Origin of the sequence: Peribacillus sp. NPDC058002, from assembly GCF_042886655.1 — a bacterium.
In the GTDB taxonomy this organism is placed as follows: domain Bacteria; phylum Bacillota; class Bacilli; order Bacillales; family DSM-1321; genus Peribacillus; species Peribacillus aracenensis.
In genome coordinates, this window is sequence record NZ_JBHVQU010000311.1 from 1 (window position 1) to 3,675 (window position 3,675).

At 36.7% G+C, this 3,675-nt stretch carries 4 protein-coding genes; all 4 read right to left on the bottom strand.

The window, feature by feature from the left end:
- On the bottom strand, positions 1-103 hold a 103-nt coding region (locus ACFVSH_RS24080), incomplete at its 3' end, for an NAD-dependent epimerase/dehydratase family protein (RefSeq protein WP_387708254.1).
- A 312-nt stretch (positions 104-415) separates the two neighbouring features.
- The gene (locus ACFVSH_RS24085; protein WP_387708251.1) at positions 416-1,597 is read right to left on the bottom strand and encodes a hypothetical protein; all 1,182 of its coding nucleotides are present in this window, start codon (positions 1,595-1,597) and stop codon (positions 416-418) included.
- Positions 1,584-3,104 carry a glycosyltransferase gene (locus tag ACFVSH_RS24090; protein ID WP_387598834.1) on the bottom strand — a complete coding sequence of 507 codons (1,521 nt, stop codon included), beginning with the start codon at positions 3,102-3,104 and terminating at the stop codon, positions 1,584-1,586. The genes ACFVSH_RS24085 and ACFVSH_RS24090 overlap by 14 nt, the downstream gene beginning before the upstream one ends.
- A gap of 325 nt (positions 3,105-3,429) precedes the next feature.
- Positions 3,430-3,675, bottom strand: a 246-nt coding sequence (locus tag ACFVSH_RS24095) for a UDP binding domain-containing protein (protein ID WP_387708253.1), incomplete at its 5' end; no start/stop codon positions are given.

Genomic DNA, 3,675 nt, shown 5'->3' on the forward strand with positions numbered 1-3,675 from the left:
CATTAATATTGTCTACTCCTATAACTTTGAAATCTAGGCTTAATAAACGTTTTGTTAAATGGAAACCAATGAATCCTGCAGCCCCTGTTACTAAAATGTTCATAACAATAATTCCAATCCTTTCTATTACATTAGGATTTTGATACCTTTTCGGAACACTGTGTAAGCATTAATTATATATTTATACTTTCGACCCTTTACAGCAACAGAACAAAGTTCATTATGACGGATATTAAGAGGAAGCAAACTCAACATCTTCATTATGAAGATACCTACGTTTTATTCGTAATTCACGAATGAAAAACCATTAAAAGGAAAATCATCATGAATTTATTAAAATGCTCCTTTTTGTGATAACTAAAACCTCAACAAAATAGGCGTAATACCCTTTTAGGTTCCAGTTACATTACCATGACTATACAAGCGTATTATCATTTTCGGTTAATGGGATTGGTGTTTTTGTCCATTCAGCATACGTATCAGGATCTATCGCCTTCACTTGTTCCAAAAAAGCATCTAAAAAATTTCTTTCTCGAAGGTCTTTAAATAACTCGAGAGGCCTTTTTTGTTCACGCGAAAACGAGTACACATGGTCGACTAATTTAAAACCATTCTTGGTTATGATAATATGCCGTAATGGAGCATCAATTTGTTTGAAACCTGAACTTTCCATTGTTTTTAATATATAGAGTAATCGTCTTGTTATGTCCTCAGAAAGTACAGTTTGTTTTTTTAGAAACGTATTTAAATCTGGTCCTAATAGATATTCCATTAAAATATAATTGGGTCCTGTTTCAAAGACTTTCGGTATAAAAGGCAAGTCTTGACTTGATAAAAGAACCATTTTTTCCTGATCTGCATGTTCAGTTTTCCCGTAAAGTTTAACGCATGCGTTTTCAGACACACGATAAACAGCACCTTGATGCCCTTTTCCAATAAGTGTTTGTGTTATAGCGCTATCCACTTTCACTCCATTACCTGACCCGCCTGAGAGGACGGGAATGTTTCTAAAGTCCAAATTATTTTGATTGAAATAATCCTTCCACTCATTGAAGGTGTCCGGTTCAAGCTTTTTCACTTGGGCTAAGAACGATTCCTTTAAAAGGATAATATTTAAATCTCTTAATAATTTTAAAGGCACAGGGTGCATCCTTTTAAAGGAATTTACATGGTCAATCACCTTAAGTTCCTCATTGCCAACGACAAAAATATGACGTAGGGGGGCATCTAACATTGTGAAATTTGCTTGTTTTAGTTCTTTTAATATATAGAGAAGTTTCTTTACTATAGAATCAGGGATATACGTACAATTTCTCAGATACTCTTTTAAGGTTGGTGCATTAAAATATTCCATGACTATATAATTTGGACCTGTTTCATACACCATTGGCATAAAGGGGAGGTGCTTTCCAGCTATAAGAGCTTCTTCCTCCATTTCCGCTTGTACGGGGTCTGAATAGATTTTCACACATTTATCTTCTGAAAGTTTAAATACTGCACCTTGAGCTCCCATTCCAATCAGCGTATAGGTAGTCGGATTGTGAATTTCCAAAGATTTTTCACCCTTGGTTACAGTAATCGTTTTATAATCCTCCATGTTCTCCTCCTAACTGCTCACCTTGGGCCATATGTTGAAAATTTTGAATTTTATTCAGGGCTTTTTTGACCTTTTCGACTTTTTGAGCCTTTTTTGCATTTTTACGAGATGCTCTTTTTTCATCATTACCTTTAGCCTTCAGTTGAATTTTCGCTTTTTTGTCCTTTTTATTAGATGCTACAAGTTCATCTTTGACTTTATCTTTAGTCTGCCGTTGTAGCTTTTGAAACTGTTGTAGCTGCTGTAGCTGTGGAAGTTCTTGAAGTTCTTGAAGCTCAGGAAACTTCTGTAGCTGTTGCATATAAATAAGGGCTTTTTTGGCTAAATCGACTTTTTTTCTAGACGCAATTGTTTCGCCATCATTACCTTGCTGTTGAGGCTGTGGGGTTCCCTTAAGGGGTTTTTTATCAATTCGGCGAGGTGTTACTGCATATTGTTTCCTTACTTTATAAGGGGCTACAAGTTCATCATAAAATTCAGCTTGTTGTCGAAGCTGATGGGTGAGGTTAAAGTTTTGTTCGACTTTTTGACGAGCCGCCATTGTATATGTTTCCCACATCTCTCTGTTAGTTAGCATGAATTCAAGAGCATCTGCCAGTTCATCCACATTGTTTTCTTGTACTAAAACCCCCTCTTTGTTATTGGTTATCAATTCAGGGATGCCGGCATGATTGGTCGAAATCACTGGTACTCCAATCGCCATAGCTTCTTTTAATGTATTAGGTATTCCTTCAACATCGCCATCGGCAGATTCTAAGCTCGCGGCGCAAAATATATCCGCATTGGTCAATTGTTCTCGTACTTGATCTTTAGGGAGATGATTCAATAAACGAAAAGAGTCTCCTAAATTAAGTTGATTTGCCAGTGACATGAGATATTCTTCAAGCTCCCCCCTTCCGATAATCGTCAGGGTTGCATTTGGAAATTCACCTCTGATTTTTTGAAATGCTTGCATTAAGATATGATGTCCTTTTTTTTCCACCAACCTACCGATGGATAAAATGTTTTGAGAGCCCCCTTTGTGCGGAGTCCGGTATTTGAATTCGTTAAGGTCTACGCCCCCATAGAGCACTTTGATTTTTTCTGAAGGACAACCCCAAGCAATTAGCCTATCTGCTAAATACTGACAAACTGGAAAAAAACGCTCACCTCGATCAAATAGCTTTTTCATGTTATCTAGATATCCAATGGGCTGATTAGCCAGGGTTGCATCCCTGCCTCTTATACTTGTTACCAACGGAAGGTTTGTTTCCTCTTTAAAAGGAAGTAGTAACATCCCTAATTGACCATGGTGGGCATGTAGGAGGGAGATATTATTACTTTTCACATATTCTTTCGGTGAGAAAATTTCATTGAGATAATGAACTTTCTCATTCAAAAGGGAAAGATCTGTCATATACTTAGGTTGTCGTACCATGTGGATATAATCATAATCAGGAACTTCTCGAATCTGTGAGATATATTGGGTCGGGTCGACTCTTAAATTCAAATGCATAACTGTGTGCAAATAAATGATCTCCTTTCATGCATAGTAAGCAAATTTCCTGGACCTTTTCAAGTATATTATGCAGGACTCTTTAGGTACGCATGGACTAATAACATAAAGTAAAGCTAAATGGCGGAGAGCCTAATACAAAGAATGGATTGAAGTAAGGGCCGTGACACAAGATTATTTGTGCAAACAATGGATCGATGAAGATATTTCATCCAATTAAAGAAATATAAAAAAGCACCCTAGGACTATCAAAGGTGCTGCATTGCCAATATGAACCGAACATATGTCTTTAAAGAATCATGTTCGGATTAATGAAGTGTTAGAAAGTGTTTTCGCTTTATGTCATATCAATAACAATTGCTGGTCTTCCTACTGGATAATATTCAATTTTCTTGCACGCTCTGATTCGATTTTCTTCAAGACAATTTCTGCCATCAAAAACAATCGGTTGTTTCATTCTATTCATCAATGTCTCCACATCTAAATGTCTAAATTCATTCCATTCGGTAACAATAAATACAGCATCCGCACCCGCTGTCGCTTCGCGCACTGAGCTGGCAAATCTAATTGTATCCCCTAATAT

Excerpts from the sequence above, each read along its gene's own strand:
- ACFVSH_RS24085 (WP_387708251.1), bottom strand. The coding sequence starts at position 1,597 with ATGGAGGATTATAAAACGATTACTGTAACCAAGGGTGAAAAATCTTTG.